We start from the raw sequence: 26,921 nt of genomic DNA on the forward strand, positions 1-26,921 counted from the left end.
CGTCGCGACGGCGATTCCGCACCGATCAGTCGAGCGCGGCGAGGCCGCGTCCCTGCCAGTCGCTCCACTTCCGGGCCATGCGCAGCAGCGAGGGCTCGTCGACGAACTCGTCGAGCCGGTCGATCGCCACCCAGGCCAGGTCGTTCGATTCGTGGCTGACGGCGTAGTCGCGGCCCGATGCGGTGACGAAGGCGAAACGGAGATCGTAGTGCAGGTGCCGATCATCGTCGGGGCGGGCCGGGATGACGTGGATGTCGATGTCGAGCAGACCCGGACCGATCGGCCGCACCTGAAGTCCGGATTCCTCGATCGCTTCGCGGGTCGCGACCGACAGGGGATCGGTATCGCCGTCGCTGTGGCCGCCGAACTGCAGCCAGCGGTCGAGTTTTCGATGGTGGGTCAGCAGCACCTCGTCGCCGGTCTCGGACACCAGCCAGGCCGAACCGGTGATGTGACCCGGCCGACCGCTGCGCTCGTAACAATCCGGCGTCGTTGCAATCAGTTCGTAGAAGCGATCGACCGTCGTCCGCTCGTCCGGATGGTGCCGGAGATACTCGGCCAGCAGGTCCAGGGTCCGATCGCTCATGTCCGCAGCGCCTCGGCCAGCTCGGCCCGCAGCGTTCGGGCCCGGTCGGAATAGGGTGAGGCCGGCAACACGCCCCAGACCGGGCCCGGCCAGGCGTCGTCGCCGCGGAAGCGCGCGATGACGTGCACGTGCAGCATCGGCACCTGGTTGCCGAGCGCGGCCACGTTCATCTTGTCGGCACCGGTGCGTGATTTCAGCACCCGGGCGCAGCGGTCGACTTCCTCGGCCAGGCGCGCGCGATCGTCCGCCGACAGGTCGATCAGTTCGACCAGGCCGGCGCGGCGCGGCACCAGGATCAGCCAGGGATAGCGGGCATCGTTGATCAGGCGGACCTCGCACAGGTCCAGCTCGATCACCGGCAACGAGTCGGCGGCAAGCCGCGGGTCGATCTCGAACGCGCTCATGTCGGCCCCGCTGCGGCGCGCGCGACGACCCGGACGCCGCCGAGTCGGTCGCCGGCAAACAGCGTCCGCATGGTGCGATAGAACCCGTTCAGGGCATCGAAGGTCGGGCGATCGTGCTCGGCCACATAGGCTTCGCGTTGTCGATCGAAGCGCTGCTGGCGGTCGATCACGAACTCCTGCCAGGTCGCGGTTCGATCCTCGAACTCGACGTCCTCGAAGCCCGCCTCGCCGAGCTCTTCGACGTAGCGCTCGCGGTCGACCAGGTGGCTGCAGAAGACCTCGTCGTGGAGCAGGCGGCGCTCGTCGTCGGTCAGCGGCGCGCGCAGGTAGAAATCCTCGACGTACAGACCGCCACCGTCGCGCAGCCGCTCGCGGCAGCGGGTCAGCAGCCGGGGTCGATCGGGGATGTGCAGGAACACCAGCCAGCTGACCAGCGCGTCGAACGGGCCGGGCGCCTTGGCCGGATCGAGCACGTCCCCGCACAGGTGGGTGACCGACTCGTCCAGTCCGCAGCGCGCGGTCAGCGTTCTGGCCGCTCGATCCAGTTCCGGCTGCAGCTCCAGCGCGGCGACCCGGCAGCCGTGCCGGTGGGCCAGCCAGCGGGCCGGACCTCCCAGTCCCGAGCCGACATCGAGCACGCAACGGCCCGGGCCGAGCCCCAGCTCTCCGGCGGCATGGTCGACGGCGTCGCGGCCTTCGTAGTGCAGCTGGTCCAGCGCTTCGAAGGTCTCCGGCGGGCAGGGGGTACGCGCGTCGCTGGCGTTCAACGCGCGCTCGACGCGCTCGAGGTGCTGATAGAGCTTCATGCGCTTGATCGCCGCGCTCGCCGTGCTGCGGGCTTCTGAAGGCGGGTCGGGGTCCATCGACGATCCTGGTCTCGAATACGCGACGCAGGGTACCCCGGTCGGCGTCGCCGTGGGTTCGTTGCGGTCATGCAATACTCTCCGCCGCATTCGCACCCGACCCACCGACTGATGCCGTTCGAACTCGACCAGGCCCATCTGGACAAGGCGCTGCGCAGCGTGGCCGGTAGCGATCCGGATGTGGCCGCGGCGCTCGAGCGGCATGGATTTCCGGCCGAACGGCGGAGTGGGGCGCCCGGATTCGGGCACCTGCTGAAGGTACTGGCCGGCCAGCAGCTGTCGGTCCGCGCCGCAGCCACCATCCACGAACGGCTGCTGGCTCGGATCGGCGACCCACCATTGCCTGCCGCGCTGCTGCTCGAAGAGGATGCCGATCTGCGCGCGATCGGCCTGTCGCGTCAGAAGATCGGCTATGCCCGCGCGCTGGCCGAGGCGATCGAGAGCGGCCGGTTCGACCCGGAGTCGCTCCACGACAAGGCCGACAGCGAGGTCATCGCGGCGCTGACCTCGCTGAAGGGGTTCGGGGTATGGAGCGCCCAGATGGTCCTGCTGTTCTCGCTCGGTCGTCCCGACGTGTGGCCGGTCGACGATCTCGGCGTCCGGGCCGGCCTTCAGCGGCTGAAGAACCTGCCGTCCCGGCCGGATGCTCGGGAAGCCGACCGGATCGGTCGGGCCTGGTCGCCGCACCGCAGCGCAATGGCCTTGTTGATGTGGCACCTGCACGGCCAGCCCGAGGAGTGAATGGTTCCCATGACCGGGGGCGCGACGAGGTCCGATCCAACGCCGGCTTCCCGGCACGATCCGCCCGGAAGGCCATGAAACGTTGCCATTCGAGTGCGGCTGCGATACCGTTGGTCGACCCTATCCATTTCCATCGGAGTTTCCGAACTATGCGTTCACTGCTTTCCTTGCTGTCTGCAAGTTGCCTGTTGGTGCTGGTTTCCGGCTGCGCGTCCACCACCTCGGCCCCCACACAGGCCGAGCCCGCCGCCGAGCCGACCGTTCGGGCCGAGGCGCCGCGGATCGTCGACACCGCGGAATTCCTGGTCTTTCTCGATACCCTCGAGCAGGATCTCGAAGCCGGTGAGCCGCGCGAACTGAATCGTCTGGAAATGCGCCGCGTCCAGGAGATCAGCAAGGATCTGCGCGAGATGCTCGACGGCGTGGACAGCATCGATCAGCTCAACAACAACGCGCAGACCGAGGTCTACAACACCACCCAGGCGCTGTGGGCTGCCGTGATCGGCCGCGACGAGGACCAGGTGATCTGTCGGCGCGAACACCGCGTCGGGACGAACTTCAAGTCCACGCGCTGCCGGACCGTCAGCGAGATCCGCGAAGACCAGAGTTCGGCGGACCGCTACCTGCGGACCCGTGGCCCCGGCCCGATGCCGGCGCTCGACGGCGCGCAGTGAAGGAGCCGCGCCTGCCCGCTGCCGCCGCGGCCTTGACCGGCGGCTGAAAAAAAAGTGCCGCACGAACGATCGTGCGGCACTTGCCCCTACCGCCAGGCGTCGCTCGGACGCTGGAAGTTCCTGCCTGCTCAGCGCAGCTCGGTTACCGTCACCTGCAGCGCACGTCCGTCTGCGGTCTTTCCGTCGGCATCGGCCTTGTAGAGAAGGACCGAAGCCGTCGAAGCGGTATCGTCGAGCGCGATCTCGATTTCGCCCCAGAATGCGGCCGGAGAACCGGTTCCATTGCCGACCACTTTGTCGCCGGTGCCGTTTCCGACCACCTTGCTTCCGGTGCCGTTTCCAACCACCTTGTCGCCGGTGCCGTTGCCCACGACCCGGATGTACTCCGCGTCGCAGCCCTGATTTTCCAGCGAGGATGCATCGGCGCTTCCAATCAGGGCCCGCACGCCCGCGCTGGAGGTCAGGTCGAAGGTTGCGTAGCCGTCGATCAAGGTGCCGGATCCGACGATGTGACAGTGCTCGCTGCCCTTGAAGAACGAGATCCGCGTACCGTCCACGGTGACGAAGAGATCGTCGCTATCGATCGTCATATTCGCGGTGGCCGGACCCAGGGCCGTGATCAGCGTCATCGCAAAGGCCAGTGCGATCCCGCGCCGCGCGCCGGTGCCGTTGCGTTCGATGCCCGTGCCGTTGCGTTCGATACCGGTGCCGTTGCGTTCGATACCGGTGCCGTTGCGTTCGATGCCGGTGCCGTTGCGTTCGATGCCGGTGCCGTTGCGCTCGATGGTGGTGTCGATGAATGAAGTCATGCGATTTCTCCCGAAGGTTGGGGTTGCTGAAAGACGAACCAGCCCACGCCGAGGGTCGTGCCGGTTTCCCGGTCACTCTCGTGGTCTTCAAGCAGGGATTCGACTTCCTTGATGTGCCGGAGCAGCACTTCGCGCAGGGCTGCTCGTACTGCGGGGACGTCCTGGATCGGAATGCTGATGGAGTAGCGATCCTGTTGCAGCAGGCGGTCGTCCCTGTCGTCGGCGTTGAGGTTGTTTTCGATGGTTTCGAACAGTCGCGAAAGCGACCAGGAGCCCGAGTTCAACACCGTGGCTTCCGAGCGTTGAACCGGTTGGTAATGCGGGTCGAGGAGGCGGACATGGGTTTCGTCGACGATTTCGACGTTCCCGGAATCGATCAGGCGCTGAAGTACGGTCTTGGCCGTGACCGAGCGCCCGACCAGCGGACTGACCAGGGTCTGGAAGGTGCGCGGCCGACCGAGAATCTGCAGCACGGCGGGTGCGCCGTGCTCGTCCTGGTAGTCCGGATTCTCGGTCCAGTGGTACAGCACGCAGGCTTCGGCGAACACGGTGCGCGACTGGATGTCCTCGTCGATGGAGACCCGCTCTTCGATCGAAGCGATGGTCCGGGCGTCGAGGCCGGTCAGCAGCGCCAGTTTCGACTTCGTGACCCGCGAACCGTCGTGCTTTTCGATCCAGGTCTTGGCTTCTTCGATGTACAGACGCTTGAGCATCCGCACCATGAAATCGCAGGACACCCGCCCGACGAACAGGCGGATCAAGGGGCGCAACAAGCGCTCGATGACTTCGGCCAGCTGGCCGGCCACTTCGTTTTCGTGGGACAGGTCATGGGCGTGCATCGGCGGTTTCCTCCATAAGAAAGTAGGGGCGTCCCAGCAGGAAGCCCTGAATCCATTCAATGCCTGTTTCGCGAATCAGATCGAGTTGTTCCATGCATTCCACGCCTTCGGCCACCAGCGCGACGCCGGTGGCACGGGCCAATTGCTGCAACCCCACGATCAGGCGGAATCTCGATCGCGAACGATGGACGTCGTGCAGCAGTGATCGATCGAGCTTGATGAAGTCGATGTGGTCGGCGGCGACGAGGTCGAGGTTGGAAAAGCCGGGCCCGAAGTCATCAAGCGCGAGTGAAACGCCGGCGCTACGCAGCCGCTCGATCTGGCTCGTCGCTCGCCGCAGATCCACAGCGCCGCTGAACTCCACGATTTCGAGGATCAGCCGGTTCGACTGGATGGATCGTTGTTCGAGGCGAGCGAACAGGTGGTCGAGAAATCGGCCGTCATAGAGCGTGTCGGGCGCGATGTTGATGCTGAATCGGCAGTCCTCGGGCAGGAGATCGACCTGGCTGAGGCATTCCTCGGCGATGCCGAGATCGAACAAGGTTCCGTGGGTGCGGTAGGCGCGCTGGATGAAGCTCAGCGGTGATTCCGGTGGACAGGATCGAGGTCGCACGAGGAATTCCACCCAGCGCGGATGGCCGGGATCGGAATCGATTCGCGTGATGTCCTGAACCGCCATCCGGAACGGCTCCGGGGGCGATTCCGACACCGGGCGCTGCAACGGTCGAGTCGAGGGTTTCACGTGCGGCACTCCGGGTCGATTCGAATTCGACATTAATGCGGATTGCCAAAGATGTCAATTTCTATGTGATGAAAACGTCAGCATCCGTGAACGCCATCCGACGCAGCGCCAACGTCTTCGACCCTGACGCGAGGAACCCGGAACGAGGATGCTCCGGCCCGGAACGGCCTGTTGCCGTGCGGGCGGGCTTGTTGCGCGGCATGCGACATCGTGTGGCCGCCGGCCGGCCAGCCTTGCGGTTTCTGCATCGGTCGACGCCTGGCTCCCGAATCCGTGGCCCGGTCCGCCGCTGCTGAATCCGATCGGGCGGTACGGCCGCCGGGCAACCGCAGGACTCACCGATGCAGAGCGGGTTCCACGGCGGTTCATGGCCGTGCCACCGAGCCGGGGCCGGGACACGCCGGATCGCTCCAGCGCGGTTCCAGGACCGTGAGGGCGAACAGAACGGTCGCAGCCATCGGCAACGTCCCGGTCTTGTTGGCACCAGAACGCCCCGGACAATTATGCGCATAATGTATATTATGTTAAGTAAAGGATGCCACGCCGGGGGATGGCGCCGAGCCCCGGCATGGAGCCCATCGGCAGCGTCTTCCCCCGATCGACCGGATTTCATTGAGTTCCGGGCCGTCCCGGTAGACAATTCACCGATGTTCCGTCCGTGTCCGCGATTCCTGTCGACCGCTGTGCTGGCCCTTGTCGGTCTGCACTGTGCCTTGCCGGCTGCGGCCGCAGAACCCGCCGCGCTGCATCCGCCGGCCACACGGGCCTGGCTGAACCAGGCCGACTACCTGCGTGACTGGCTGGCCCGCGACGGTTTCGAGCTGGGCGCGCGAGTCCATCTGCGCGTGTACAAGGAATCGCGCGAGCTCGAAGTCCACCTGCTGCGCGACGGCCGCTACCGTCACTTCCGTTCGTTCAGGATCTGCGCGCTTTCCGGCGAGCTCGGCCCGAAACTTCGCGAAGGCGATCTCCAGGCGCCCGAAGGCGTCTACCGGGTCACTCCGGCGCAGATGAACCCGCGCTCGGAGTATCACCTGGCCTTCGATCTGGGGTTTCCGAACGCTCGCGACCGATCGGTCGGCGCCACCGGCAGCAACATCATGATTCACGGCGGCTGTGCCTCGGTCGGCTGTTTCGCGATCACCGACTACTACATGGAGCAGCTCTGGGTGCTGGTCGAAGCCGCGTTCGAGAACGGCCAGGATGCCGTCGACGTGCAGGTGTTTCCATTCCGGATGACGCCCGATAACCTGGCCCGCCACGCCCGATCGCCGCATCGCGACTTCTGGGCGATGCTCGAGCCGCTCGATCGCTATTTCGACGACCACGGCTTCTCGCCGCGGATCGACCTGCGCGGTGGCGTCTATCGCGTGGCCGACACCGACGAAGGACCGGTCGCGCCGGCCGCCGGCCTCACGGCGCCCTGAGGCGGTATTGACGAAATCAATCGACGAACGGCTGCGCAGACGGTACTGTACAAAGCTCGAAAACCGCGAGCTGTTCTTCGTTTTTTCTTAGCAAGAACAGATCGATAGTGGAAAAACCTCGAAAGTTTCGAGGTCCATCGCTCGTCTGGACGACTCCGCGATGGGCGCTTGTGTGGGTTCGGTCGAATGCGACCGCGCCGCGGAGAACCGGATCAGGCCGGCGCACGGCCCAGCGGCATGGTCATGCAGCGGCAGCCGCCGCCGCCGCGGCTGAGTTCCGCGCCGTCGATGCCCACGGCCACCCGGCCGCTGTCCGGGAGCGTTGCCTCGCCGGCCAGCAGCGCGGTGGCGTCGACGATCGCGAAGCCGGCCGCGTCCAGCGCGTCGATCGTATGCACATTGTGCTTGTAGCCGAGAATCCGGCCGGGACCGAAGGCGAAGAAATTGGCGCCGCTGGCCCATTGTTCGCGCTCCTGGTTGAACGCGTCATCGCCGCCGCACGGGATCGGTTCGAGATCGACCTCCAGCGTTCTCAGTGCCTCCAGGACCCCGTCGTGCTCACGTATGCGCGCCCCACCCTCGCCGTCGCCGTCGAACCTGCAGTGGTACGCGCGGCAGCGCTGTGAACCGGTGACCAGCGGCGGAAACGCCACGCAGGCATCCCGGTCGACCATCGTGAACAGCATGTCCAGGTGGATGGTCGCGCGGGTCTTCGGAATTTCGACGACCACGAAATCGGTGACCGGCCCCTGGCTGGCGATGCTGCGCATCAGTCGATCGATGCCGGCCACCGAGGTCCGTTCGCTGTAGCCGATCACGATCAGGTTCTCGCGGATCACCAGCAGGTCGCCGCCTTCGATGGTGACTTCCGAGTCGGGGTTCGCGGTGCCGTCGAAGTAGAAGCCGCCGCCGGTCAGCTGCGGGTGGTACTTGAAGATCGCCTTCAACAGAAGCGCTTCGGCGACCCGGGCCTTGTAGGCCATCGAACCGATGATCACCTTCTGGTTCACGCACATCGTGGCATCGCGGGTGAAGAAGGTGTTCGGCAGCGGCGGAATCGCATAGCGCGACGGCGCCAGGAACTTCTCCAGGCTGTCGATGCGCTTGCCGGTGCCCTCGATCAGCTGACGGGCCAGGACCTCGGGCTCGAGGGCGTCGAGGTCGGCGATCAGCTCCGGGCAGCGAAACAGCTCGCAGAGCTCCTCGATCAGGGTGCGGCGGACCCGTTCCCGGTGGAGAACGTCGGCCAGCAGGTCGCGGAGCTCCACCACCCGCGCGACGCGCTGCAGTACGCCGGTGAGCTGACGGTGTTCGTTCAGCGCCAGCGGCAGGCTGAGGATGTCGTCATACAGCACCTCGGCCGCGGTCGCCGGCGTCATGTTCTCCAGCTCGGGGCCCGGCGTGTGCACGACCACGGTATCGAGGGCTCCGATCTCGGAGTCCAGGCGGATCGAAATGGACATTGGCGGCAGCTCCCGGCGTGAACGAGCCGCTATTGTCTCAGCGTGGGTCGCCGTAGTGGACACCGATCTTGCAGACATCGTCGTCCAGCGCCCGAATCCAGCGGACTTCGGCCCGCATCGGGCCCATCCGGTTGAGCTTGATCAGGCAGAGCGAGCCTTCGGTCACGCCGTCGGGCAGCGCGTGGCGGAGCGCAACCAGCGCACAGCCATCGTAGGATTCATCCAGCACCGGCCCGGCCAGTCGCGGCTTGAAGAACCGGTCGTCGGGTTCGGCATCGATGAACTGGACCTCGGCGATCACGACCTCGTCCGGCTCGAAGCGCATGTAGCGTCGTTTCGGTGGTTTCCCGGAATCGGACATCCGCGTTCCCTCCCCGCCATGGCGTTTGCCGCAGACCGACGCCGCATGCCGGTTGGCACGACGACCTCCCGCGGCCTTCGATCATAGCGCCGTTTCGGCCGCAGGCAAAGCAGGCACGAGAGTCCCGTCGCGAGAGCAGCGACGGTGCAGTAATGGTGCCCGGGGCCGGACTCGAACCGGCACGGCCTTGCGGCCAGAGGATTTTAAGTCCGCCGTGTCTACCAATTTCACCACCCGGGCGGGGCTGCGCCCGTCGGATCGAGCGCGGGTGTGCGCCCGGACCAGGCCGTTGACCGGGCCGGGCGACTCGATGAATGATAGTCGGAGATGCCGTCGGCTGCCGGAGGCCCGGCGACCGAAATGAGCGAACCCGAAGCGCGGGCGCTTCGGGTTCGCGAAGGATGGAGGCTAGGCCCGGAGTCGAACCGAGGTACACGGCTTTGCAGGCCGCTGCATAACCACTCTGCCACCTAGCCGAAACAGCGACACCATTCTAGCGCGGGGCGCCGGAAATGAAAGACCCCGGCGGCGCCGGGGTCGATCGGAAGCTGGAGCGGGAAACGAGACTCGAACTCGCGACCCCAACCTTGGCAAGGTTGTGCTCTACCAACTGAGCTATTCCCGCGAACAAGTCGGCTATTGTAATCACGATCCGAAGGCTGTCAACACCCCTCGGCGAAAAAATCGCCGGCCATGCCGGTGCGGGCACGGCAGCCGGCAGTCTCCCCACGTATACTGCCCGCAGGCCGTGGACACGGCTTGTCCACCCTTGTTCCGCAGCCGGTTTCCGCGACCACGCCGATGTCTTCCGCAGCCCCGCCCGCCCCCGCGCCGGATCCGGCCTTCGAGCTGACCGTCATCGTTCCGACCTGGAACGAAGTCGAGACGGTCGGCCGTCTGCTCGACGCCCTGCTCGCCCGCGACGACCTGCCCGACGCCACCGAGATCCTGGTCGTCGACGATGCCTCCGACGACGGCACGCAGGCGCTCGTCTCGGGCTATGCGCGGCGTGGACCGGTCCGGCTGCTCGAACACGAAGGTCCGCGCGACCTGACCGCGTCGGTGCTGGCCGGCGCCCGGTCCGCGCGCGGGCGGTTCTGCGTGGTCATGGACGCCGACGGCAGCCACCCGGCCGATCGGGTCGCCGCCGTGCTCGAACCGGTTCGCACCGGCCGCGCCGACGTCGCGGTCGGCAGCCGTCACGCGGCCGGTGGCGACATCGACAACTGGCCGGCCTGGCGGCGCGCGATCTCGCGCGGCGCCGCGCTGCTGGCCTGGCCGTTCACCTCGGTCCGCGACCCGATGTCGGGCTTCTTCGCCACGACCACCGAGCGGCTGGCCTCGCTGGAACCTGCCACCTGCGGCTACAAGGTGCTGCTCGAACTGCTGCTGCGGACCCGCCCTGCCGCGCGCGTCGAGGAAGTGCCGTTCACGTTCCACGACCGTGCCGCCGGCGAATCGAAGATGACGATGCGCGTGCAGTGGCTGTTCCTGCGTCGACTGGCGGCGTTCGGCGGTGCGCGAATGAGCGGCGGCAACATGGCCCGCTTCGGGCTGGTCGGCCTGAGCGGCGTGGCGGTCGACCTGGCCGTGTTCTGGCTGCTGACGGTCCTCGGCGCCGGGCTGGCCTCGGCGCACACCGGCAGTTTCCTGGTCGCCACGCTGTCGAACTTCGCGCTGAACGCCTTGTGGAGTTTTCGTGGCGACTATGCAGCGGCCGGCCCGGCGTTGCCGCGCTATTTCCGTTTTCTGACCGTGGCGCTGCTGGCGCTGGCGCTTCGCGGCGGCGTGCTTGCGGCGCTGGTCTACGGGCTCGGCATTCCGGCCGCCTGGGCGATCGCGCCGGCGGTGGCTCTGACCGCGGTGATCAACTACCTGGGCTCGATCTTCTATGTCTTCCCGGCTGCCGACCGGCCGGATGCACCTGCGCTGCGCGATCCCACGCTGCGCTGGCGGCTGGCTGCGCTCGGGCTGATCGCGGTCTCGCTGCTGCTCCGCGCGCTCTACCTCGGGCGAGTCGATCTGATTCCCGACGAGATGTATTACTGGGTCTACACGCTGCACCCGGCGCTGTCCTATCTCGATCATCCGCCGCTGACGGCCTGGCTGATCGCCGTGGGTACCGCGCTGGCCGGCGATACGGTGCTCGGCGTTCGCTTGCCGCTGCTGCTGCTCGCGCCGCTTTCGCTGGTGTTTGCCTACCGCTACGGCCGCTCGTTCGGCGACAAGACCACCGGCCTGCTTTCGGCGATGCTGGTGGCCACCGTGCCGGCCTGGCTGGCGACCGGCTTCCTGATGACCACCGACGCGGCGCTGATCACGGCCTGGCTGGGCGCGCTGGTCGCGCTGCGGGCCGCCCTGTTCGACGGCCGGACCCGTTACTGGTGGGCGGTCGGGGCGGCAATGGGGATCGGCGCGCTGGCCAAGTACGTGATGGTGTTCCTGGCGCCGGGCATCCTGCTGTTCATGCTGCTCGACCGCTCGGCCCGCGCCCAGGTCCGCTCGCCGCACCTGTGGGGCGGCGTGGCACTGGCCTGCGTGCTGGTCTCGCCGGTGCTGGTCTGGAACGCGCGCAACGACTGGGCGTCGTTCCTGTTCCAGTCGACCCGGCGGATCGAGGAAGATCCGAGCTTCGCGGCCCATCTTCCGGTGCTCCACACGCTGGTGATGCTGCTGCCGCTGGCCGGGCTGGTTGCGCTGCTGGTCGCCGCCCTGCCCCGGCTGCGCCGGTTCGCCGCGCCGGCGCCGCGTTCGCGGAGGTTCATGCTGGCGCTGACGCTCGGCCCGCTGGCCGTGTTCATCGGCTTTGCCGCATTCACACCGACCAAGTTCCACTGGATCGTGCCGGTCTGGCTGGCCATGCTGCCGATGCTGGCTGCCACCGTCCATCCTGCCGTCCAGGCCGCGGGCAACCGCCCGGTCCGCCCCGCGCCGCCGCGCCTGGTGCGCGGGATCGCAGCCGCCTGGCGGCCGGTGCTGCCGCTGTCGCTGATCCTGGCCGGCGCCGGCATGCACTACGTCGCGCTGGGGCTGCCCGGCGTGCCGTGGCAGGAGCACCGGCTCGGCTACCTCGGCTGGCCGGAGATCGCCGTCGAGGTCCACGCGCTGGAAACCGAACTCGAAGCCGAGACCGGCCAGCGCCCGATCGTCGTCGGACTGGCCAAGTGGGGCATCGCGGCCGCGCTGAGCTTCCACGACGTCGACGACCGGCGCGAGAACATCACCGCACGCAACCTGGTCGGCATGGGCGGCTCGCAGTGGGAACGCTGGTTCGACCCGGACACCGACCCGACCCGGCCGGTGCTGCTGGTCAGCCACGAGACCAAGGTCATCACAAAGCCCTGGCTGGTCGATGCGCTGATCGGTCTCGGCCCGCTGCAGACCCGGCCGGTCTACCGCGACGGCAGGAAGATCCAGCAGATGTACTGGCGCGTAGCGCGCGGTTTCCGCCCCGAGCAGCTGCGCTATCCGGGCCAGGATCCAGCCAAGCGCCTGGACGGGGACGAAGTGGAAACGCCTCGTTGAGCATCCACCGCTTGCTTTCCCCCCGTTTGGTGGCACAATAACGCGGTTTTAACAAGCCACGGAGCCACATGGCCAAGGACGACCACATCGAGATGGAAGGCCGGGTTCTCGAAACCCTGCCCAACACCATGTTCCGCGTCGAGCTCGACAACGGACACACCATCACCGCCCATATCTCGGGGCGGATGCGCAAGCACTACATCCGCATTCTCACCGGCGACCGCGTCAAGGTCGAAATGACGCCGTACGACCTCAGCAAGGGTCGTATCACCTATCGCATGAAGTGATTTCCCGGCGTTCGCGGCGCGTGCCGCGGACCGCATTCCAGTGATCCGAACGGCGGCGGAGGGGCTCCGCCGCGGTGTCGTGGGCGCTCGATCGGATCGTGCGGTCGGCGTCAGTCGGTCGACAGGGCGGCGACCGGCTCGCCCTCCACGCTCAGCGAAAGCCCGCTGCCGTCCTCGGCCAGCTCGACCTTCACCGTGCCGCCGGCTTCGGCCAGTTCGCCGAACAGCAGCTGGTCGGCCAGCACCCGCTTGATGTGCTGCTGGATCACCCGCTTCATCGGCCGGGCGCCCATGGTCGGGTCGAAGCCGTGCCGCGCCAGCCATTCGCGAGCCGGGTTGCTGACCTCGATGTGCACGTGGCGATCGGCCAGCTGCGTCTCCAGTTCCATGACGAACTTGTCGACGACCCGCAGGATCACCTCGAACGGCAGTGGATCGAACTGGATCACCGCGTCGAGCCGGTTGCGGAACTCCGGGGTGAACTGACGACGGATCGCCTCCATGCCATCGGGGCGTGAGTCGGTGTCGGTGAACCCGATGCTGCGTCGGCTCATGTCGGCCGCCCCTGCATTGGTCGTCATGACCAGGATCACGTTGCGGAAATCGGCCATCCGACCGTTCGCGTCGGTCAGCTTTCCATGGTCCATGACCTGGAGCAGCAGGTTGTAGATGTCCGGGTGGGCCTTCTCGATCTCGTCGAGCAGCAGCACCGCGTGCGGCGTCTGGGTCACGGCCTCGGTCAGCAGACCGCCACGATCGAAGCCGACGTAGCCCGGCGGCGCGCCGACCAGCCGGCTGACGGTATGCGCTTCCATGTATTCCGACATGTCGAAGCGGATCAGCTCGATGCCCAGGGTCATCGCCAGCTGGCGGGTGACTTCGGTCTTGCCGACCCCGGTCGGCCCGGCGAACAGGTAGGCGCCGATCGGCTTTTCGGCCTCGCCGAGCCCGGAACGCGCCATCTTGATTGCCGAGGCGAGCGTCTCGATCGCGGTGTCCTGGCCGAACACGGTCAGCTTCAGGTCGCGTTCCAGCGTGCGCAGCGCGTCCCGGTCCGAGCGCGACACCTGGCGCGGCGGAATCCGCGCCATCCGGGCCACGACGTCCTCGATCTCGTGGACGCCGATGACCTCGGCCCGATCGTCCGTCGGCAGCAGCCGCTGGCGCGCGCCGGCCTCGTCGATCACGTCGATGGCCTTGTCCGGCAAGTGACGGTCGTTGATGTGACGGGCCGACAGCGTGGCGGCCGCCTCCAGGCCGTCGGGTGCGTAGCGCACGCCGTGGTGTTCTTCGAAGCGGTGCTTGAGTCCGTTGAGAATCTCGATCGTCTCGCTGACGGTCGGTTCCACGACGTCGATCTTCTGGAACCGGCGGGCCAGGGCGCGATCCTTCTCGAACACGCCTCGATACTCCTCGAAGGTGGTCGAGCCGATGCAGCGCAGCTCGCCGTTGGCCAGAACCGGCTTGATCAGGTTCGAGGCATCCATGACGCCGCCCGAGGCCGCGCCGGCGCCGATGATGGTGTGGATCTCGTCGATGAACAGCACCGCGTGCGGCCGGCTCTTGAGCTCGGCAAGTACGGCCTTGAGCCGTTTTTCGAAGTCGCCCCGGTACTTGGTGCCGGCCAGCAGTGCGCCCAGGTCCAGCGCCCAGATCTCGGCATCGAGCAGGATCTCGGGCACGTTCTCCTCGACGATGCGCAGCGCCAGGCCCTCGGCCAGCGCAGTCTTGCCGACGCCGGATTCGCCGACGTAGAGCGGGTTGTTCTTGCGCCGGCGGCACAGGATCTGGACGGTCCGTTCGATCTCGGCTTCGCGGCCGATCAGCGGGTCGATGCGGTCTTCGCGAGCCCGCTCGTTGAGGTTGGTCGCGTAGCTGGCCAGCGGCGACTTCTGCCCCTCGCCCTCCTCCGACGGCGCTTCGGCAGCGGGTTCATCGCTTTCCGGACCGGGCTCGCCCTTGCTGATCCCGTGCGAGATGAAATTGACCACGTCGAGCCGCGTGACGTCCTGCTGGGCCAGCAGGTAGACCGCATGCGAATCCTTCTCGGCGAAGATCGCCACCAGCACGTTGGCGCCGAGGACTTCGGATTTCTCGGCCGACTGGACGTGGTAGAGCGCGCGCTGCAGGACCCGCTGGAAGCCCACTGTCGGCTGGGTGTCGCGCTGGTCGCCCGGCGACAGCACCGGAATGGTCTCGTCGAGCACCTGGTCCAGCTCGCTGGACAGGCGTTCGAAATCGACGCTGCAGGCCTGCATCACCGAGCGCGCCGACGGATTGTCGATCAGCGCCAGCAGCAGGTGCTCGACGGTCAGGAACTCATGCCGGCGGCTGCGGGCCGCGTGGTAGGCCTGCGAAATCGAAAGCTCGAGATCCTTACTGAACATGGCGGGGTCGCTCCTTGCCGCGCAGGCGGCACGCGCGTGGTCTGTCCGGCTTCGACCATACCGCGTCCGGGCCGGTTCCGGACACGGGGATCAGGATTCTTCCAGCGTGCACTGCAGCGGGTGCTCGTGCTCGCGGGCGTAATCGTTGACCTGGATCACCTTGGTCTCGGCGATCTCGTAGGTGTACACGCCGGCCACGCCGCGGCCGCGGGTGTGGACGTGCAGCATGACCTGGGTGGCCTTGTCGTGCTCCAGGCCGAAGAAGCGCTTCAGCACGTCGACGACGAACTCCATCGGCGTGAAGTCGTCGTTGAGGACCACCACCTTGTACAGCGGCGGTTTCCTGACCTCGGGACGGGACTCCTCGAGGGCCAGTCCGTCGTTCGGTAGACCGGGATTGCGGGACGGTTCGTTCATCGACTCGGCGAGCGCTTCGCAATTGCGATTGATGGTACCGCAACGTGGTGGGTGCGGCGCGTCGATTCAAGTCGGTCGGCGCTCGAGCGCGCAACTGCGGGGGGCGCGCGGCCGGCGGCCGGCCGCGCGCGGGACTCGGGGGTCAGGCGGTCTCGTCGAACTGGTCTTCCTCGGTCGAGCCGCGCAGCGCCGACAGCGACGACTGGCCTGCGCTGATCGCCTGGGTCAGTTCGTCGAAATAGCCGGTGCCGACCTCGCGCTGGTGGCGCGTGGCGGTGTAGCCGTCCTTTTCCGACGCGAACTCGGCTTCCTGGAGCTCGACGTAGGCTTCCATCTGGCGGGCCTTGTAGCCGCGAGCCAGCTGGAACATCGAGTAGTTCAGCGCGTGGAAACCGGCCAACGTGATGAACTGGAACTTGTAGCCCATCGCGCCGAGCTCGCGCTGGAACCGCGCGATGTCGGTTTCCGACAGGTTCTTCTTCCAGTTGAACGACGGCGAACAGTTGTAGGCCAGCATCTTGTCCGGGTACTCGTCGTGGATGGCCTCGGCGAATTCCCTGGCCTGCTCGAGGCTCGGCGTGGAGGTTTCGCACCAGACCAGGTCGGCGTACGGGGCGTAGGCCAGACCGCGCGAAATGGCCTGCGCCTGACTGGCCTTGACTTCGTAGAACCCTTCGACCGTCCGCTTGCCGGTGCAGAACTCGCGATCACGCTCGTCGATATCGGCGGTCAGCAGGTTGGCGCCCATGGCGTCGGTGCGGGCCACGATGATCGTCGGCACGCCTTCGATGTCGGCGGCCAGGCGAGCGGCGACCAGCTTGTTGACGGCTTCGGAGGTCGGCACAAGAACCTTGCCGCCCATGTGGCCGCACTTCTTGGCCGAGGCCAGCTGGTCCTCGAAATGGACTCCGGCCGCACCGGCCTCGATCATGCCCTTCATCAGCTCGTGCGCGTTCAGCACGCCGCCGAACCCGGCTTCGGCATCGGCCACGATCGGCGCGAACCAGTCGATCCTGCCCTTGCCTTCGGAATGCTGGATCTGGTCGGCGCGGCGCAGGGTGTTGTTGATCCGGCGAACCACGTCCGGCACCGAGCTGGCCGGGTACAGCGACTGGTCGGGGTACATCTGGCCGGCGTTGTTGGCATCGGCCGCCACCTGCCAGCCGGACAGGTAGATCGCTTTCAGGCCGGCGCGGACTTGCTGCATGGCCTGGTTGCCGGTCAGCGCGCCGAGTGCGTTGACGAACGGCTCGTCGTGCATCAGGCGCCACAGCTTCTCGGCGCCCATCTGCGCCATCGTGTGCTCGACCTGGATCGACCCGCGCAGACGATGGACTTCGGCGGCGTCGTAGGGCCGCTTCACGCCCTTCCAGCGCGGGTTCTCGGTCCAGTCGCGCTCCATTTCGATGATGTCGCTGACGTTGGTGGATTCATTCATGGTGGTTCTCCGTGGCTCCGGGCGGGGTCAGTCGAGCCGGTCGTAGGCCGGCAAGGTGATGAATTCGATGAAATCGTCGCTGTGGGTGACGTGGTCCAGCAGTTCGGCGGCGGCATCGAGCTGGTCGCCGACGCCGCCTTCGGCGCGCAGCTCCTGGACGATCTCGGCCTGCCAGCCGCGCACGAGCTCGGCGTCGATGTCGCGACCGTCGTCGAGGCGGCCGGCTTCGTGGCGGATCCACTGCCACAGCTGGGCGCGGGAAATCTCGGCGGTGGCGGCGTCTTCCATCAGGTGGCGGATCGGTACACAGCCCTGGCCGTCCAGCCAGGCCGCCAGGTACTCGATGGCCACGCGGATGTTGCCGCGCACGCCGGCCTCCGTGATCGTGCCCTCGGTCGGCCGGACCAGATCGGCGGCGCTGACCTCGACATCGCGCCGGAGCTTGTTGAGCTGGTTGGCCCCGTGCAGGTATTCGTCGAAGATCTCCATCGCGATCGGGATCAGCCCCGGGTGCGCGACCCAGGTGCCGTCGTGGCCTTCGGAGGCTTCGCGCTTCTTGTCGGCGCGAACCTTGGCCAGTGCCGCCTCGTTGGCCTCGGGGTCGTTCTTGATCGGAATCTGTGCGGCCATGCCGCCCATCGCGAACGCGCCGCGCCGGTGGCAGGTCTGGATCAGCAGCTGCGAATAGGCCTTCAGGAACGGCACGGTCATGCTGACCTGTTCACGATCGGGAAGCACTTTGTCAGGATGATTCCGGAAGCGCTTGATATAGCTGAAGATATAGTCCCAGCGGCCGCAGTTCAGGCCGACGATGCGCTGCTTCAGCGCGTACAGGATCTCGTCCATTTCGAACGCCGCCGGCAGGGTCTCGATCAGCACCGTGACCTTGACCGTGCCCGGCTCCAGGCCGACCACCTGCTCGATCCGCGACAGCGCCTCTTCCCACAGCGCGGCTTCGTGCCGGCTTTCCAGCTTGGGCAGGTACAGGTACGGGCCCGATCCCTTGTCCAGCAGCGTGCGGGCATTGTGGTGGACGAAGCAGGCGGCATCGAACAGGCCGCCGGGGATCGGCCGGTCGTCGACCTGCACGTGTTTCTCGTCCAGGTGCCATCCGCGGGGGCGCGCGATCAGCACGGCCGGATCGTCGCCCAGCGCGTAGTGCTTGCCGTTCGGCGCGGTGTAGTCGATGGTGCCGCGAGCCGCGTCGTGGAGGTTCTGCTGGCCGTGCACCATGTTGAACCAGCTCGGCGTGCTGGAATCCTCGAAGTCGGCCATGAACACCCGCGCGCCGCTGTTCAGGGCGTTGATGATCATCTTGCGGTCGACCGGCCCGGTGATCTCGACCCGGCGGTCCTGCAGGTCGGCCGGAATCGGCGCGACGGTCCAGTCGGACTCGCGGATCGCGCGCGTTTCAGCCGGAAAATCCAGCGTGCCGCCGGCGTCCAGCCGGGCCTGCACGGCCTGCCGATTCTCGATCAGCCGGTCGACCGGCGCACGGAAGCGGCGCCCGAGGTCGGCCAGCAGTTCCAGCAGCGCCTCGTCGAACAGCGCTTCGGTTCCTTCGGGCGGCGGCAGGACCAGTCGTGCGTGGGCCTGGTCGTTCGGGGCGTGGGGCGGCATTGCGGCTCTCCTGGCGTAGGCGCCGCAAGACTAGGGGTATGACCGGTATATGACAAATCAAATAATTGGATATGCGCCATTCGTTTTTCCAATACACTGGGCGCCAGCGCACTCCCCGGACCGGAACGGCAATGTACAAGGGCAACCTTCTCAAGCACTTGCGGGCCTTCTGTCAGACCGCCCGCACCGGCACGGTGTCGGGCGCGGCAGAGCGTCTCTATGTCTCGCAACCGTCGGTCAGCCAGCAGATCCGCGCGCTGGAAGAGGAACTGGGCCAGCAGCTGTTCGATCGCCAGGGCTCGCGTCTGCACCTGACGCCGGCCGGCCGGACGCTGCTTGAACTGGCCCGTCCGCTGGTCGACCGGATCGACGCGCTGCCCGACGAATTCGCCCGTGCCTTCGGCCGGCTGGATTCCGGCGAGATCCGGATCGCCGCCGGCGAGTCGACCATCCTTCACCTGCTGCCTGCCCTGCTCCAGCGCTTCCGACGCCAGCATCCGGGCATCTTCGTCCACCTGCACAACGTCACCGGCGCCGACGGCATGGGCCTGATCCGCAGCGACGAGGTGGACTTCGCCGTCGGCTCGATGATCGACGTGCCCGACGACATCTCGTACCGGCCGATCTACAGCTTCAAGCCGGTCCTGATCGCCCACCGCGACCACCCGCTGGCCCGGCGGCGCGACATCACGCTGGCCGACATCAGCCCCTACGGCCTGATCCTGCCGCCGCGACGCCTGACCACCTATACCCTGATCGACCGGGTGTTCCAGAAGCACAAGCTGCCGTTCCGGGTCACGCTGGAAGTCGGCGGCTGGGAGGTCATCAAGAAGTTCGTCAAACAGGGCATGGGCATCTCGATCGTCACCAGCATCTGTCTCGGCGACAGCGACCGCGACGAACTGGTCACCCGCGACGTCAGCCGCTGGTTCCCGCAGCGCACCTACGGCGTCGTGATGCGCAAGGGCGCCTACCTCACGCCGCAGGCCCGACGCTTCATCGAACTGATGTCGCCGGACCTGTTTCCCGAGCCCGAGTTCGCTGGCCGGCGATCCGCAGCATGACCGCCTGCGGCTTGTCATCGGCGCGCGCGGCCCCATCTCCACGGCCATGACTGCTCCGATCATGGTCGCGATGTCCGGCGGCGTCGATTCCTCGGTGACCGCCCTGCTGCTGAAGCGTCGGGGCGTGCCGCTGGCCGGCCTGTTCATGAAGAACTGGGAAGACGACGACGTGAACGGCGCCTGCGCCGCCGAGGACGACGCGGCCGACGCCCGGGCCGTGGCCGACCTGCTCGGCATCCCGTTCCACGCCCGCAACTTCGCGCTGGAGTACTGGGAATCGGTGTTCGAGACCTTTCTGGCCGAACTGCGCGCCGGTCGCACGCCCAACCCCGACGTCCTGTGCAACCGCGAGATCAAGTTCAAGGTCTTCCTCGACCACGCCCGCGACCTCGGCTTCGAGACCATGGCCACCGGCCACTACGCCCGCCGCGACGAGCGCGACGGCCGGTTCCGCCTGCTCAAGGGCCGCGACCCGAACAAGGACCAGAGCTATTTCCTGTACATGCTCGACCAGGAGCAGCTCGCGCACGCCCGGTTCCCGGTCGGGGAGCTGGAGAAGTCCGAACTGCGGCGGATCGCCGCCGAGGCCGGGCTGCCGACGGCGGCGAAGAAGGATTCGACCGGCATCTGCTTCATCGGCGAACGCGACTTCGACGGCTTCATCGCCCGCTACCTGGCGGCCGAGCCGGGCGAGATCCTGACCGTCGACGGGGTTCCGGTCGGCCGGCACCGCGGGCTGATCCACTACACGCTCGGTCAACGCAAGGGCCTGGGCATCGGCGGCGTGCGCGGCTTCCCCGAGGCGCCGTGGTTCGTCGTCCACAAGGACCTGGACGGCAATCGACTGTTCGTCACCCAGGACCCGGACGACCCGCACGTGCTCGCCGACCGGCTCGAGGCGGGGCAGTTGACCTGGGTCTCGGGAGCGGCGCCGGCCGTCGGAACGCGCCTCACGGCCAAGATCCGGTATCGCCAGCCCGACCAGGCGGCCACCGTCGAGTCGCTCGACGACGGTCGCCTTTCGCTGGCCTTCGAACGCCCGCAGCGCGCCGTCACACCCGGCCAGTCCGTGGTGCTCTATGCCGGCGAGGAATGCCTCGGCGGTGGCATCATCGAGCGCGGCAATCAGCGCATTCCGGAGGCATGATGAACCACGACCTGCGCGAACAGACGCTGGCCTTTGCCGGCACCCTGCAGGCCGGCGAGCTGGTCCGCCAGGTCGCCGATTCCGGCCAGTGCAGCCGTCAGGCCGCCGAGCACACGCTCGACAGCCTGTTCGCGGTCGACGCGGAGAGCACCGAGGCCGTGTTCGGCGGAGTTCGTGGGGTGCGGCTGGGCCTGACGGTGGCCGGCGAACTCGGCGAGGGGCGCTCGCGCGATGCGCTGACTTCGCTGGGCTACGCCTCGGGCCTGCTGCGCCTGGCCCGCCTGCTGACGCGCGATGCGGAACGCCAGCAGCACCTGCACCGTGAACTCGAGCTGATCGAACCGGCCCGCGCGCGGGCCGAGTCGGTGCTCGACCCGGCCGTGCTGGCCCAGCTGGCCGACACCTATCGCTCGCTGATCTCGCCGCTGCCGTTCCGTATCCAGGTGGTCGGGCGGCCCGAGATCCTGAAGCAGTCCGAGAAGGTCGAATGGGTGCGCGCCCTGCTCCTCGGTGGCCTGCGCTCTGCCTTCCTCTGGCACCAGATCGGCGGTCGCCCGTGGAAGCTGCTGTTGAAGCGAAAGAAGATGATCCGGATCGCCGGAGAACTCCTCGAACGCGGCATGTAATCGGCAGCGAGCCGGCCGACGCGTGATAAGGTGAGTGGTTCCGATCCCCGTGTGAACCATCCCGGAGAACGCCATGCGAGACGCCCTCAACTGCCGCGACGCCCTCGAGGCCAACGGTACGACCTACCAGTTCTACAGCCTCCCGAAACTCGGCGAGAAACACGACGTTTCACGCCTGCCCTTCTCGCTGAAGATCCTGCTGGAGAACCTGCTCCGCCACGAGGACGGCGAGAACATCACCGCCGACGACATCGCCGCCGTGGCCAACTGGGACCCGAACGCGGAGCCCACCCAGGAAATCGCCTTCACCCCGGCCCGTGTCGTGCTGCAGGACTTCACCGGCGTGCCGGCCATCGTCGACCTCGCCGCCATGCGCGACGCGATGAAGAACCTCGGTGGCTCGCCGACGGCGATCAACCCGCTGTCGCCGGCCGAGCTGGTCATCGACCATTCCGTCCAGGTCGACAAGTACGGCGCGGCCGATTCGCTGGACCTGAACAACCGCATCGAATTCGAACGCAACAAGGAGCGCTACGCCTTCCTGCGCTGGGGCCAGGGCGCGTTCGACAACTTCAAGGTCGTGCCGCCGAACACCGGCATCGTCCACCAGGTCAACCTCGAGCACCTCTCGCGGGTGGTGTTCGGCCAGGAGGTGGACGGCGAGATGATGGCCTGGCCCGACACGGTCGTCGGCACCGACTCGCACACCACGATGATCAACGGTCTCGGCGTGCTGGGCTGGGGCGTCGGCGGCATCGAGGCCGAGGCCGCGATGCTCGGCCAGCCGATCTCGATGCTGTTGCCGCAGGTCGTCGGCTTCAAGCTCACCGGCAAACTGCCGGAAGGCACCACCGCCACCGACCTGGTCCTGACCGTCACCGACATCCTGCGCGACCACGGCGTGGTCGGCAAGTTCGTCGAGTTCTTCGGCGACGGCCTGACCCACCTGCCGCTGGCCGACCGCGCCACGCTGGGCAACATGTCGCCGGAATTCGGCTCGACCTGCGCGATCTTCCCGATCGACGCCGAGACCCTCCGCTACCTGAAGATGTCCGGCCGCGACGACGACCGCGTCGCGCTGGTCGAACGCTATGCCAGGGCGCAGGGCCTGTGGCGCGAAGACGGTGACGCGCCGGCCGACTACACCAGCGTCATCGAGCTGGACATGGGCACCGTGGTGCCGTCGCTGGCCGGACCGAAGCGCCCGCAGGACCGCGTGCCGCTGACCGAGGCCAAGAACGCCTTCGCCCGGGTCAGTGCGGAGATGACCAGGGATCGCGATGCCAACGGCGGCGGTCGCTTCGCCGACGAAGGCGGCGGCACGGCCGTCGGACACGACAACCCCGGCGTGGCCGAAGTGACCTACAAGGACGAGACGTTCGTGCTGAAGGACGGCGCGGTCGTCATCGCCGCGATCACCTCGTGCACCAACACATCCAACCCCGCCGTCATGCTGGGCGCCGGACTGCTGGCGCGCAACGCGGTCAGGAAGGGCCTGAAGGTCAAGCCGTGGGTCAAGACCTCGCTGGCCCCGGGCTCCAAGGTCGTGACCGACTACCTCGAAGCCGCCGAGCTCGACGACGACCTCGAAGCATTGGGCTTCTACACCGTCGGCTACGGCTGCACCACCTGCATCGGCAACTCCGGCCCGCTGCCGGACCCGGTCGAGAAGGCCATCCGAGAGCACGAACTGGTGGTCTGCTCGGTGCTGTCGGGCAACCGCAACTTCGAAGGCCGCATCCACGCCGAGGTCCGGACCAACTACCTGGCCTCGCCGCCGCTGGTCGTCGCCTACGCGATCGCCGGCCGGATGGACATCGACCTGATCGACGAACCCCTGGGCCAGGACGCCGACGGCAACGACGTCTTCCTGAAAGACATCTGGCCCGATCCGCACGAACTGCACGACTTCATCCAGAAGACGGTCACCGAAGAGAGCTTCGAGCGCAACTACGCCAGCGTGTTCGAAGGCGACGAACGCTGGAAGTCGATGGACACGCCGACCGGCGAGATGTTCGCCTGGTCCGACGACTCGACCTACGTCCAGAACCCGCCCTACTTCGAAGGCATGAGCATGGACCTGCCGGAGATCGGCGCCATCGAGGGCGCGCGCTGCCTGGCCAGGCTCGGCGACTCGGTCACCACCGACCACATCTCGCCGGCCGGCGCGATCAAGCCGGACTCCCCGGCCGGTCACTACCTGCAGGAGCACGGCGTCTCGCCGGTGGACTTCAACAGCTATGGATCGCGCCGCGGCAACCACGAAGTCATGATGCGCGGCACCTTCGCCAACGTGCGCATCAAGAACGAAATGGCCGAAGGCACCGAGGGCGGCTTCACCACCCACGTGCCGAGCGGCGAAGTCATGCCGATCTACGACGCGGCCATGAAGTACAAGGAGGAAGGCACCCCGCTGATCGTCATTGCCGGCAAGGAATACGGCACCGGCTCGTCGCGCGACTGGGCGGCCAAGGGCACCATCCTGCTCGGCGTCAAGGCCGTGATCACCGAGTCCTTCGAGCGCATCCACCGCTCCAACCTGGTCGGCATGGGCGTGCTGCCGCTGAACTTCATGGAAGGCGACACGCGCGAGACCCTGGGCCTGACGGGCTTCGAGACCTACGCCATCGAAGACCTCGACATCGGCAACTCGAACGAGGCCACCGTCATCGCCACCGACGACGACGGCAAGGAAACGAAGTTCAAGGTCCGCGTGCGCCTGGACACTCCGAAGGAAGTCCAGTACTACAAGCACGGCGGCATCCTGCACTACGTCCTGCGCCAGCTCGCCGGCACCGATCCGGCGGACGCCAAGGCCGCCTGAGCGCACTTCCGCTCCGGGCCCTGCCCGGCGGAGCGCAGGAAAAGACAACGGCCCGCGCGATGCGGGCCGTTTTTTGTTGCTGTCACCCGTCCGACAATCTCCAACGGTCCGACTGGACGGGCCGCGCCATCGCCCACGGCAAGAAGGGCGTGATCGACGATCGGCGGCCGCCGATTCTCGAGCGGTTGAAGGCCCGTCCCGAAGGCGTGGTCGAATTCCTGTCCAAGCCGCAGAAGCGCCGGGCGCCGAGCGTGGTCGGGCCGGTGCAGGCGCTGAAGGACTGCGAGCAGCCGTTCGGCAGGGAGTTTTTGAAAGGCCGCGTCACGGCTGCGTTGCTGTTCGGGTAGGACAACACTTCTAGCCCCCCTTCCCGCCTCGCCGGGCGCTTCGTCGTGCCCGACGATCGGCGGAACCGTTGTTCTTCCGCCTGAGATCCTATCTGCAGGCTTGAAGCGAGGTGATTTTTCCGATTTTCGTTGCTCGAAGACGCCGAACCTCGGTGACCGCCGAATGATCCTCGACTCTTGGTGGATGGGTGTCCGGGTTGTCCGATGGATGGGTGTCCGGGTTGTCGTGCGCTTGATGGATGGGTGTCCGGGTTGTCCATGGGACAACACTTCAAGAAACCCCATGCCCGCCTCGCCGGGCGCTTCGTCGCGCCCTGAGATCCTCGAAAACGTTTCTCTGCGACCCGAAACCCTTCATGCAGCCTCGAAGCGAGGCGATTCCATGGATTTCGATTGGTTGAGGACGCCGATCCTCGGTAACCGTCGAATGATCTTAGGCTCTTGATGGATGGATGTCCGGGTTGTCTGCGAGAACCCGGTGTCGGGCCCTGCCTGACCCGGAAAAGAAAACGGCCCGCATCGAGCGGGCCGTTTTTCAAGCCCAGACTCCATCGATGATCCTAGCGAGCCTGTCGAACGACGCGCTTCGTCCCCGCGCGTTATTCGGATCAAGCAGCGATGTAAATGCTGGGCCGTGCCGAACCTCCGAATATGCTACGTCAGGAATCATCGAACGCTTAATAAGAGCTTTCGGAGCAGCGATCTTTTCTGCTATTTCTGGGTCAGCATCGATCAATCTCACATCTTTGTGAGTTTCTACAGATTCCTTCGACGCTATAAACCAAGTTTCGAAACACCTATTGGCTAAGACGAAATCGACGCTAAGGTCTGGACACTGTCTGGCTAGTCTGGTCCTAAAGCTCTGTGCAAGATTTGCCACACATTCGCCCTCGGAATCCAGCAGTACAAGAACCCTGCCGCCCTGGGACTTCGTGCTTGCAATGCGCAAGTACTTCTCAAAGTACTCCGGAAACCGTTCGGAAAGAAACTTATCTCTTTGCACTCGAATCGGAGTCAATACCTCAAGTGCACCAGCTTTTTGTAAATGCCCCCACAGCAAGTAGAGCAGCGGCACCATCGACTTTACTTCGAGATGCCCCTCAACGACTGAAGCTACTCTCATTTCAAATACGCTTGCCAAATAAATCGAGTTGCTTGGAAGCCGATTCAAAAATATCGGCGTTTATCTCGATCTGGTCGAGACGAAGCATCTCGCCGACCGAAGTAAGCTGTTTCGTGATGGCCTCCTTGGTCGACGAATCAACAGGGCCCGCGTACGTTATGCCATCCTTAAAAGAAACTGCGACGACATTCTCGATGTTGATCAGATTGCTGTCCAGGAGATCGGCACTGTGACTAGTAACCAAAATCTGTTTCGCATCTGAAGCTCTCATCAGTGCATCCATCAAAACGCCAGCTGCTGCTGGATGCAGCGCAATTTCTGGCTCTTCTATGCCAACTAGCGGAATTCGACTTTTCTGGGATTCCTGAAACGCGGCAGTAATGATGCCAAGAGTCCTAAGCGTGCCGTCAGACATGCTCGCCGCGTTGAATCTCCAGGGATATTTGTCACCCTTCATTCCCTGCCTAAACTCAATAGTCTCCATGTGCCCGAGAGGAACTCTCTCAACGGAACGGACCGAAGGAACAATAGCTTTTAGATACTCAGTAATTTCCTCGGTGACCCTTTCATGCTGTTGGAGATTCCAGAGCACACTGGCGAGGTTCTTTCCTTCCTTTTGCAGAATTTCGCCGGGGTTTGGTGACTGAAGATCTCGAATGACTTGAGGATTGATACTATAAAACCCCATGTTTCTGAGCCCTTCGAAAACCTCTTCGAATCCAGAAAGGCCGGAAATGCTGAGCAGATAAAAATGATTCGAGGACGGACTAGCTGGGCGCTCTATATTCGTCTCTGCAAGCTGGCCCTTTCTTACTTCGTAAAAATGCTCTTCGCCATTGACTTCTACTCGGCAGGTTTCTCGTCCAATTTGAAATCCGCCTTTAGGCTTTGAGACGATCTCAAAGGCAAAGACCGCGCGGCGATTTTCTTCTAGGATCAACTCGGCTCTGACTCCAAAGTGCGTAGGGTGCCCTTTCGAACGACGCCGCACCTCGTTAATGCCTCCACGTTCCCGGAGGGCGTTGTCAATGTTTGTATTCAGAGCATCTTTAATGAACTCCAAGCTGTCGAGAATATTAGATTTTCCGCTTCCATTAGGACCCACAAAAAAAGAAAGATCACGCAATCTAAGGTCGCAGGCCTCAATGCTCTTGTAGTTCTTGATTACAAGTCTTTCGACGAAGACACTCATAGGCTCACCTCAATC

At 65.8% G+C, this 26,921-nt stretch carries 24 protein-coding genes and 3 tRNA genes; 10 read left to right on the forward strand and 17 right to left on the reverse strand.

Annotated elements, in window-relative coordinates; translation table 11 throughout:
* Window positions 1-25 precede the first annotated feature (25 nt).
* From HFP89_RS04905 to HFP89_RS04915, 3 genes are read right to left on the reverse strand one after another with little or no spacing between them, the layout of a single operon-like run.
* Window positions 26-586, reverse strand: a complete 561-nt coding sequence (locus HFP89_RS04905; protein ID WP_168716531.1) for an NUDIX hydrolase — start codon at window positions 584-586, stop codon at window positions 26-28.
* A complete protein-coding gene (locus HFP89_RS04910; protein WP_168716532.1) occupies window positions 583-990 on the reverse strand; it encodes an HIT family protein in 408 nt (135 codons plus the stop codon). The genes HFP89_RS04905 and HFP89_RS04910 overlap by 4 nt, the downstream gene beginning before the upstream one ends.
* Complete coding sequence (locus HFP89_RS04915) at window positions 987-1,853, reverse strand: class I SAM-dependent methyltransferase (protein WP_168716533.1); 867 nt, start codon at window positions 1,851-1,853, stop codon at window positions 987-989. The genes HFP89_RS04910 and HFP89_RS04915 overlap by 4 nt, the downstream gene beginning before the upstream one ends.
* 69 nt (window positions 1,854-1,922) lie before the next feature.
* Here HFP89_RS04915 and HFP89_RS04920 point away from each other — a divergent pair, with 69 nt between their 5' ends.
* Both HFP89_RS04920 and HFP89_RS04925 read left to right on the forward strand, forming a co-directional pair.
* Window positions 1,923-2,594 (forward strand): DNA-3-methyladenine glycosylase 2 family protein, encoded by a 672-nt coding sequence (locus HFP89_RS04920; RefSeq protein WP_168716534.1) that lies wholly within the window; start codon window positions 1,923-1,925, stop codon window positions 2,592-2,594.
* Between the two features lie 149 nt (window positions 2,595-2,743).
* The gene (locus HFP89_RS04925; protein ID WP_168716535.1) at window positions 2,744-3,268 is read left to right on the forward strand and encodes a hypothetical protein; all 525 of its coding nucleotides are present in this window, start codon (window positions 2,744-2,746) and stop codon (window positions 3,266-3,268) included.
* A gap of 128 nt (window positions 3,269-3,396) precedes the next feature.
* On the opposite strand, the gene HFP89_RS04930 is transcribed toward HFP89_RS04925, so the two are convergent.
* From HFP89_RS04930 to HFP89_RS04940, 3 genes are read right to left on the reverse strand one after another with little or no spacing between them, the layout of a single operon-like run.
* A complete protein-coding gene (locus HFP89_RS04930) occupies window positions 3,397-4,077 on the reverse strand; it encodes a hypothetical protein (RefSeq protein ID WP_168716536.1) in 681 nt (226 codons plus the stop codon).
* The gene (locus HFP89_RS04935) at window positions 4,074-4,916 is read right to left on the reverse strand and encodes a DUF6502 family protein (protein ID WP_168716537.1); all 843 of its coding nucleotides are present in this window, start codon (window positions 4,914-4,916) and stop codon (window positions 4,074-4,076) included. Before HFP89_RS04935 ends, HFP89_RS04930 begins: the two co-directional genes overlap by 4 nt.
* Window positions 4,903-5,595, reverse strand: a complete 693-nt coding sequence (locus HFP89_RS04940) for an EAL domain-containing protein (RefSeq protein ID WP_168716538.1) — start codon at window positions 5,593-5,595, stop codon at window positions 4,903-4,905. The genes HFP89_RS04935 and HFP89_RS04940 overlap by 14 nt, the downstream gene beginning before the upstream one ends.
* Before the next feature lie 710 nt (window positions 5,596-6,305).
* Here HFP89_RS04940 and HFP89_RS04945 point away from each other — a divergent pair.
* A complete protein-coding gene (locus HFP89_RS04945; RefSeq protein WP_168716539.1) occupies window positions 6,306-7,085 on the forward strand; it encodes a murein L,D-transpeptidase in 780 nt (259 codons plus the stop codon).
* Between the two features lie 212 nt (window positions 7,086-7,297).
* On the opposite strand, the gene HFP89_RS04950 is transcribed toward HFP89_RS04945, so the two are convergent.
* The 5 genes from HFP89_RS04950 to HFP89_RS04970 form a co-directional block, all read right to left on the reverse strand.
* On the reverse strand, window positions 7,298-8,548 hold the full coding sequence (locus tag HFP89_RS04950) for an arginine deiminase family protein (protein ID WP_168716540.1): 1,251 nt from the start codon (window positions 8,546-8,548) through the stop codon (window positions 7,298-7,300).
* A 37-nt stretch (window positions 8,549-8,585) separates the two neighbouring features.
* Window positions 8,586-8,909 carry a hypothetical protein gene (locus tag HFP89_RS04955; RefSeq protein ID WP_168716541.1) on the reverse strand — a complete coding sequence of 108 codons (324 nt, stop codon included), beginning with the start codon at window positions 8,907-8,909 and terminating at the stop codon, window positions 8,586-8,588.
* 153 nt (window positions 8,910-9,062) lie between these two features.
* Window positions 9,063-9,149 (reverse strand) — tRNA-Leu (locus HFP89_RS04960).
* Window positions 9,150-9,311: 162 nt separating this feature from the next.
* Window positions 9,312-9,385, reverse strand: a tRNA-Cys gene (locus tag HFP89_RS04965).
* A 73-nt stretch (window positions 9,386-9,458) separates the two neighbouring features.
* Window positions 9,459-9,534 (reverse strand) — tRNA-Gly (locus HFP89_RS04970).
* Window positions 9,535-9,710: 176 nt separating this feature from the next.
* Here HFP89_RS04970 and HFP89_RS04975 point away from each other — a divergent pair.
* Window positions 9,711-12,434 carry a glycosyltransferase family 39 protein gene (locus HFP89_RS04975; RefSeq protein WP_168716542.1) on the forward strand — a complete coding sequence of 908 codons (2,724 nt, stop codon included), beginning with the start codon at window positions 9,711-9,713 and terminating at the stop codon, window positions 12,432-12,434.
* A 68-nt stretch (window positions 12,435-12,502) separates the two neighbouring features.
* Window positions 12,503-12,721 (forward strand): translation initiation factor IF-1, encoded by a 219-nt coding sequence (gene infA, locus HFP89_RS04980; RefSeq protein WP_168716543.1) that lies wholly within the window; start codon window positions 12,503-12,505, stop codon window positions 12,719-12,721.
* Between the two features lie 110 nt (window positions 12,722-12,831).
* Here the strand turns inward: infA and clpA are convergent, their stop codons facing one another.
* The 4 genes from clpA to aceB all read right to left on the reverse strand — a co-directional run bounded on the left by clpA (window position 12,832) and on the right by aceB (window position 18,583).
* Window positions 12,832-15,108, reverse strand: coding sequence for an ATP-dependent Clp protease ATP-binding subunit ClpA (gene clpA, locus HFP89_RS04985; protein WP_168716544.1), 2,277 nt, complete (start codon window positions 15,106-15,108; stop codon window positions 12,832-12,834).
* A 90-nt stretch (window positions 15,109-15,198) separates the two neighbouring features.
* Window positions 15,199-15,525, reverse strand: a complete 327-nt coding sequence (gene clpS / locus HFP89_RS04990) for an ATP-dependent Clp protease adapter ClpS (RefSeq protein WP_168716545.1) — start codon at window positions 15,523-15,525, stop codon at window positions 15,199-15,201.
* Window positions 15,526-15,667: 142 nt separating this feature from the next.
* A complete protein-coding gene (aceA, locus tag HFP89_RS04995) occupies window positions 15,668-16,963 on the reverse strand; it encodes an isocitrate lyase (RefSeq protein ID WP_168716546.1) in 1,296 nt (431 codons plus the stop codon).
* A gap of 27 nt (window positions 16,964-16,990) precedes the next feature.
* Window positions 16,991-18,583 carry a malate synthase A gene (aceB, locus tag HFP89_RS05000; protein ID WP_168716547.1) on the reverse strand — a complete coding sequence of 531 codons (1,593 nt, stop codon included), beginning with the start codon at window positions 18,581-18,583 and terminating at the stop codon, window positions 16,991-16,993.
* Between the two features lie 131 nt (window positions 18,584-18,714).
* Between aceB and HFP89_RS05005 the strand changes: the two genes are divergently transcribed.
* The 5 genes from HFP89_RS05005 (at window position 18,715) to HFP89_RS05025 (ending at window position 24,591) form a co-directional block, all read left to right on the forward strand.
* A complete protein-coding gene (locus HFP89_RS05005) occupies window positions 18,715-19,647 on the forward strand; it encodes a LysR family transcriptional regulator (RefSeq protein WP_168716548.1) in 933 nt (310 codons plus the stop codon).
* 46 nt (window positions 19,648-19,693) lie between these two features.
* Window positions 19,694-20,794, forward strand: a complete 1,101-nt coding sequence (gene mnmA, locus HFP89_RS05010; protein ID WP_168716549.1) for a tRNA 2-thiouridine(34) synthase MnmA — start codon at window positions 19,694-19,696, stop codon at window positions 20,792-20,794.
* Window positions 20,794-21,420: a DUF489 family protein gene (locus HFP89_RS05015; protein WP_168716550.1), complete on the forward strand. Its 627-nt coding sequence runs from the start codon at window positions 20,794-20,796 to the stop codon at window positions 21,418-21,420. The genes mnmA and HFP89_RS05015 overlap by 1 nt, the downstream gene beginning before the upstream one ends.
* A gap of 73 nt (window positions 21,421-21,493) precedes the next feature.
* On the forward strand, window positions 21,494-24,244 hold the full coding sequence (gene acnA, locus HFP89_RS05020; protein WP_168716551.1) for an aconitate hydratase AcnA: 2,751 nt from the start codon (window positions 21,494-21,496) through the stop codon (window positions 24,242-24,244).
* 59 nt (window positions 24,245-24,303) lie between these two features.
* Window positions 24,304-24,591 carry a hypothetical protein gene (locus HFP89_RS05025; protein WP_168716552.1) on the forward strand — a complete coding sequence of 96 codons (288 nt, stop codon included), beginning with the start codon at window positions 24,304-24,306 and terminating at the stop codon, window positions 24,589-24,591.
* A gap of 535 nt (window positions 24,592-25,126) precedes the next feature.
* On the opposite strand, the gene HFP89_RS05030 is transcribed toward HFP89_RS05025, so the two are convergent.
* Together HFP89_RS05030 and HFP89_RS05035 are read right to left on the reverse strand one after the other, a co-directional pair.
* Complete coding sequence (locus HFP89_RS05030; RefSeq protein WP_168716553.1) at window positions 25,127-25,669, reverse strand: DUF4276 family protein; 543 nt, start codon at window positions 25,667-25,669, stop codon at window positions 25,127-25,129.
* 46 nt (window positions 25,670-25,715) lie between these two features.
* Window positions 25,716-26,906, reverse strand: coding sequence for an AAA family ATPase (locus HFP89_RS05035; protein ID WP_168716554.1), 1,191 nt, complete (start codon window positions 26,904-26,906; stop codon window positions 25,716-25,718).
* Between the last annotated feature and the right edge of the window lie 15 nt (window positions 26,907-26,921).

Source organism: Wenzhouxiangella sp. XN79A (assembly GCF_012272825.1).
Lineage (GTDB): Bacteria > Pseudomonadota > Gammaproteobacteria > Xanthomonadales > Wenzhouxiangellaceae.

What these genes read in the sequence shown, in the direction of transcription:
- mnmA (WP_168716549.1), top strand. Translation starts at nt 19,694, where the DNA reads ATGACTGCTCCGATCATGGTCGCGATGTCCGGCGGCGTCGATTCCTCG.
- HFP89_RS04950 (WP_168716540.1), bottom strand. Translation starts at nt 8,548, where the DNA reads ATGTCCATTTCGATCCGCCTGGACTCCGAGATCGGAGCCCTCGATACC.
- HFP89_RS04920 (WP_168716534.1), top strand. Translation starts at nt 1,923, where the DNA reads ATGCAATACTCTCCGCCGCATTCGCACCCGACCCACCGACTGATGCCG.
- acnA (WP_168716551.1), top strand. Translation starts at nt 21,494, where the DNA reads ATGCGAGACGCCCTCAACTGCCGCGACGCCCTCGAGGCCAACGGTACG.
- HFP89_RS04975 (WP_168716542.1), top strand. Translation starts at nt 9,711, where the DNA reads ATGTCTTCCGCAGCCCCGCCCGCCCCCGCGCCGGATCCGGCCTTCGAG.
- HFP89_RS05030 (WP_168716553.1), bottom strand. Translation starts at nt 25,669, where the DNA reads ATGGTGCCGCTGCTCTACTTGCTGTGGGGGCATTTACAAAAAGCTGGT.
- HFP89_RS05025 (WP_168716552.1), top strand. Translation starts at nt 24,304, where the DNA reads ATGCGGGCCGTTTTTTGTTGCTGTCACCCGTCCGACAATCTCCAACGG.
- clpA (WP_168716544.1), bottom strand. Translation starts at nt 15,108, where the DNA reads ATGTTCAGTAAGGATCTCGAGCTTTCGATTTCGCAGGCCTACCACGCG.
- aceA (WP_168716546.1), bottom strand. Translation starts at nt 16,963, where the DNA reads ATGAATGAATCCACCAACGTCAGCGACATCATCGAAATGGAGCGCGAC.
- HFP89_RS05035 (WP_168716554.1), bottom strand. Translation starts at nt 26,906, where the DNA reads ATGAGTGTCTTCGTCGAAAGACTTGTAATCAAGAACTACAAGAGCATT.
- HFP89_RS04940 (WP_168716538.1), bottom strand. Translation starts at nt 5,595, where the DNA reads ATGGCGGTTCAGGACATCACGCGAATCGATTCCGATCCCGGCCATCCG.
- HFP89_RS05005 (WP_168716548.1), top strand. Translation starts at nt 18,715, where the DNA reads ATGTACAAGGGCAACCTTCTCAAGCACTTGCGGGCCTTCTGTCAGACC.
- HFP89_RS04955 (WP_168716541.1), bottom strand. Translation starts at nt 8,909, where the DNA reads ATGTCCGATTCCGGGAAACCACCGAAACGACGCTACATGCGCTTCGAG.
- HFP89_RS04945 (WP_168716539.1), top strand. Translation starts at nt 6,306, where the DNA reads ATGTTCCGTCCGTGTCCGCGATTCCTGTCGACCGCTGTGCTGGCCCTT.
- HFP89_RS04935 (WP_168716537.1), bottom strand. Translation starts at nt 4,916, where the DNA reads ATGCACGCCCATGACCTGTCCCACGAAAACGAAGTGGCCGGCCAGCTG.
- infA (WP_168716543.1), top strand. Translation starts at nt 12,503, where the DNA reads ATGGCCAAGGACGACCACATCGAGATGGAAGGCCGGGTTCTCGAAACC.
- aceB (WP_168716547.1), bottom strand. Translation starts at nt 18,583, where the DNA reads ATGCCGCCCCACGCCCCGAACGACCAGGCCCACGCACGACTGGTCCTG.
- HFP89_RS04930 (WP_168716536.1), bottom strand. Translation starts at nt 4,077, where the DNA reads ATGACTTCATTCATCGACACCACCATCGAGCGCAACGGCACCGGCATC.
- HFP89_RS04925 (WP_168716535.1), top strand. Translation starts at nt 2,744, where the DNA reads ATGCGTTCACTGCTTTCCTTGCTGTCTGCAAGTTGCCTGTTGGTGCTG.
- clpS (WP_168716545.1), bottom strand. Translation starts at nt 15,525, where the DNA reads ATGAACGAACCGTCCCGCAATCCCGGTCTACCGAACGACGGACTGGCC.
- HFP89_RS04905 (WP_168716531.1), bottom strand. Translation starts at nt 586, where the DNA reads ATGAGCGATCGGACCCTGGACCTGCTGGCCGAGTATCTCCGGCACCAT.
- HFP89_RS04910 (WP_168716532.1), bottom strand. Translation starts at nt 990, where the DNA reads ATGAGCGCGTTCGAGATCGACCCGCGGCTTGCCGCCGACTCGTTGCCG.
- HFP89_RS04915 (WP_168716533.1), bottom strand. Translation starts at nt 1,853, where the DNA reads ATGGACCCCGACCCGCCTTCAGAAGCCCGCAGCACGGCGAGCGCGGCG.
- HFP89_RS05015 (WP_168716550.1), top strand. Translation starts at nt 20,794, where the DNA reads ATGAACCACGACCTGCGCGAACAGACGCTGGCCTTTGCCGGCACCCTG.